The sequence below is a fragment of the Actinokineospora sp. genome, assembly GCF_050699995.1.
GTDB lineage: Bacteria > Actinomycetota > Actinomycetes > Mycobacteriales > Pseudonocardiaceae > Actinokineospora.
Genome location: NZ_JBOHGC010000410.1, coordinates 1 through 3607 on the forward strand (window position 1 = coordinate 1; position 3607 = coordinate 3607).

Consider the following 3607-nt stretch of genomic DNA (forward strand, 5'->3'; position numbering starts at 1 on the left):
ACCGTGCAGCAGCAGCGGCGGGGCCGTCGCCGCCACCGCCAGCTCCGCTTCGAGCCGCGCGACCCGCTCCGGCTGATCCGGCCACAGGCAGGCGCGCAACCATCGGGCGTCATCCGCGTCGGTCACGTCGACCGGATCGGGGTCGACGCCGACCCGGGCGACGACCTCGGGCATCGCCCGCGTCGGGACGGTCCGGTCGCCCACGATCGAAGCCGACAGCCGCACGGGAGAGGACGGGTCGCCCAGCGATCGGCCGTTGTTGTAGGTGATGGCGACGCGGTCGACGATGAGGTTGAGGCCTGCCGAGCAGCCCATGTCGATCAGCCCGACCGCGTTCGCGCCCACCCGGTGTGCCGCCTCGGCGATGGCCGGATACAGCACGGTGCCGCGTCCGGTCTCGTTCGTCAGCGGCTGCCTGCGCACGGCGGTGGCCACGACGGAGTCGGTCATGTGCAGCAGGGTGTCGATCACCGCGTGGGCGGCGGCGTCGCTGTCCGCGGCGGCGTAGGCGGCGGCGAGCGCCGGGGCGCGACCGGCGAGCACGAGATCGTGCAGCGAGGCGAGGATCACGGCGGGGTTCCGCTTGCGCGCGGGCGCCGTCTCGATCGCGCGTAGCGCTTCCTCGGACTCGCTCAGGGCGACGGCGACCCGTTCGTACAGCGGCGATGTCCCGGCGGCCTCGACCTCACCGAAGTGCCGGTACACCTGGGCGAGTGTGCGGGCCTTACCCATGTGCGGAGATTCGTGCGTGCCGTCGCATCCAGGCGGCTTCAGCGGCGGTTCCGCAGTGCGATGAGGCCGACCACGATGGCCGCGACGCAGGCGCCGATGGATCCGATGGTCAGCCACAGTTCCTCGGTGGCCGACGGGTTCTCGATGGCGAAGGTGAACACGTGCCTGAGTGTGCCACCTACACTCGGCCCCGATGCGCATCACCGCCTTCCGGTCCCGCCTCGCCGAGGAATTCGGCGCCCAGCGGGCCGACACCATTGCCCACGACCACGTCTTCAGCGTGCTCGGCGGCCGCACGGTCGACCAGGCACTCGACGCCGGGATCCCCACGAAGGAGATCTGGCGGGCCGTCTGCGAGGCCTTCGAGGTCCCGCCCGAGCGGCGCTGAGCGCGACCTACACCATCGGCGTGTCACTACCAGGATCGAACAGGTGTTCGCTACCATGTTGTCCACATCGGGTCCGCTTGTCCACAGACCGGCGGTGCCTTCCGAGAAACGTCGGCCCTTGCCCGTAGCGTCGGCGCCGTGAGTACGAAACAGTCTCGAGTCAACCGAGGTGGAACCAAGATGGCACCAGCACCCGATCGGGATAAGGCGCTCGAACTCGCCCTTGCCCAGATCGATAAGAACTTCGGCAAGGGCTCGGTCATGCGCCTCGGGGAGGAAGGCCGCGCCCCGATCGCGGTCATCCCCACCGGCGCGATCGCACTCGACGTCGCCCTCGGCATCGGCGGCCTGCCGCGTGGGCGGGTGGTCGAGATCTACGGTCCGGAATCGTCCGGTAAGACCACTGTCGCCCTGCACGCGGTGGCCAACGCCCAGCGCAACGGCGGCATCGCCGCGTTCATCGACGCCGAGCACGCGCTCGACCCGGAGTACGCCAAGAACCTGGGTGTCGACACCGACGCCCTGCTGGTGTCGCAGCCCGACACCGGCGAGCAGGCGCTGGAGATCGCGGACATGCTGATCCGCTCCGGCGCCCTCGACATCCTGGTCATCGACTCCGTCGCGGCGCTCGTCCCGCGCGCGGAAATCGAGGGCGAGATGGGCGACAACCACGTCGGTCTGCAGGCCCGGCTGATGAGCCAGGCCCTGCGCAAGATGACCGGCGCCATGAGCAACACCGGCACCACCGCGATCTTCATCAACCAGCTCCGCGAGAAGATCGGCGTCATGTTCGGCTGCATGACTTACTCGACCAGAGTCACCCTTGCGGACGGTTCCACGGAGAAAATCGGCAAGATCGTCAATCAGAAGCTTCCGGTCGAGGTGCTCTCCTATGACCCGGAGCGTAACGAGATCGTGCCGCGCAAGGTCGTCAACTGGTTCAACAACGGCCCCGCCGAGCAGTTCCTCCAGTTCACCGTGGCCAAGTCCGGTGGCAATGGGCGAGCGCAGTTCGCGGCCACGGCGAATCACCTCGTCCGTACTCCCGGCGGTTGGCAGGAAGCAGGCGAGCTGATCGCCGGTGATCGGGTAATGCTGGCCGAGCACGAGCGGCTCAGTGACCAGCAGTGGCAGGTCGTACTCGGTTCGCTCATGGGCGACGGCCACCTGGCTCCCAATCGGCACGACCGCTCAGGCGTGCGTTTCCGGATGGGGCATGGGGAGGCTCAGGTCGACTATCTGGACTGGAAGACTTCCCTGCTGGGCAACATCGCGCACACCCGTTCGACGAATACCAAGAATGCGTCGTTCGCCGATTTCACGCCGTTGCCGGAACTCGGTGACCTGCGTCAGTCGGTGTATTTCGGTGACGGGAAGAAGCATCTGTCCTGGGATTACCTCAAGGCGCTGACGCCGCTCGCGCTCGCCGTCTGGTACATGGACGACGGCTGTTTCACAGTGCGTTCCAAGGGCCTACAGCAGCGGACCGAGGGGGATAGCGGGCGTATCGAGATCTGCGTCGCCGCGATGGGCGCCGACACGCAGCAGCGGCTCGTGGAGTACCTGCGGGACACCCACGACCTGGACGTGAAGCTGACGATTCGAGGTGCGCGTCAGATCCCGGTCCTCCAGTTCACCACCACGGCCTCCGCCCAGTTCCACCAGATGGTCGCGCCGTTTGTGCACTCCTCGATGGAATACAAGCTGCTGCCCCGGTTCCGTGGTCAGTTCGCCGTTGAGCCGCAGTTCGTGGCGGCCAGGTTGCGGCCGGTCCCGGCGCGAATCCTGGATGTTCGGGTGAAGCCGAAGACCCGCTCGATGAACCGGTTCGACATCGAGGTCGAGGGTAACCACAACTACTTTGTCGACGGGGTCATGGTGCACAACAGCCCGGAGACGACGACCGGTGGCAAGGCGCTCAAGTTCTACGCCTCCGTGCGGCTCGACGTGCGCCGCATCGAGACGCTCAAGGACGGTGGCGAGCCGGTCGGCAACCGCACCCGCGTCAAGGTCGTCAAGAACAAGGTCGCGCCGCCGTTCAAGCAGGCGGAGTTCGACATCCTCTACGGCAAGGGCGTCAGCCGCGAGGGCTCGCTCATCGACATGGGCGTCGAGCAGGGCATCCTGCGCAAGTCCGGCGCCTGGTACACCTACGAGGGCGACCAGCTCGGCCAGGGCAAGGAGAACGCGCGAGCCTTCCTGCGCGACAACCCCGAGCTCGCCGACGAGGTCGAGCTGAAGATCAAGCAGAAGCTCGGCATCGGGGTCGCGGTCGACGTGACCGACGACGCCCTCGCGGACATGGTCGCCCCAGTGCCCGTCGACCTCTGAGCATGGCCGTGGAGAAGGACCCTGCCGAGCAGGCGCGGGAGATCTGCCTGCGCCTGCTCGAGGCAGGCCCCCGTACGGCGACCGAGCTCGCGACCCGCTTGCGCGCCAAGGGGATCCCGGACGAGGTGGCGACCGAGGTTCTCGACCGGTTCGCCG

3 protein-coding genes and 4 pseudogenes are annotated in these 3607 nt (G+C 67.6%); 5 read left to right on the forward strand and 2 right to left on the reverse strand.

Features of this window, described 5'->3' with window-relative positions:
• Both ACRDSQ_RS20240 and ACRDSQ_RS20245 read right to left on the reverse strand, forming a co-directional pair.
• The coding region (locus ACRDSQ_RS20240) for a DUF2332 domain-containing protein (RefSeq protein ID WP_431423218.1) at nt 1–732 on the reverse strand (732 nt) is incomplete at its 3' end.
• Nucleotides 733–770: 38 nt separating this feature from the next.
• Nucleotides 771–893 (reverse strand): hypothetical protein, encoded by a 123-nt coding sequence (locus ACRDSQ_RS20245; RefSeq protein WP_431423220.1) that lies wholly within the window; start codon nt 891–893, stop codon nt 771–773.
• A gap of 32 nt (nt 894–925) precedes the next feature.
• On the opposite strand from ACRDSQ_RS20245, the gene ACRDSQ_RS20250 reads away from it, so the two are divergent.
• The 5 genes and pseudogenes from ACRDSQ_RS20250 to ACRDSQ_RS20270 form a co-directional block, all read left to right on the forward strand.
• The gene (locus ACRDSQ_RS20250; RefSeq protein WP_091371654.1) at nt 926–1120 is read left to right on the forward strand and encodes a DUF3046 domain-containing protein; all 195 of its coding nucleotides are present in this window, start codon (nt 926–928) and stop codon (nt 1118–1120) included.
• A gap of 180 nt (nt 1121–1300) precedes the next feature.
• Nucleotides 1301–1915: pseudogene (gene recA / locus ACRDSQ_RS20255) on the forward strand (recombinase RecA); the annotation flags it as partial.
• 3 nt (nt 1916–1918) lie between these two features.
• Nucleotides 1919–2767: pseudogene (locus tag ACRDSQ_RS20260) on the forward strand (intein-containing recombinase RecA); the annotation flags it as partial.
• A 129-nt stretch (nt 2768–2896) separates the two neighbouring features.
• Nucleotides 2897–3451: pseudogene (locus tag ACRDSQ_RS20265) on the forward strand (intein-containing recombinase RecA); the annotation flags it as partial.
• 2 nt (nt 3452–3453) lie between these two features.
• A pseudogene (locus ACRDSQ_RS20270) lies at nt 3454–3607 on the forward strand (hypothetical protein); the annotation flags it as partial.

Coding starts and splice junctions, on each gene's coding strand:
- ACRDSQ_RS20250 (WP_091371654.1), top strand. CDS start 926: ATGCGCATCACCGCCTTCCGGTCCCGCCTCGCCGAGGAATTCGGCGCC.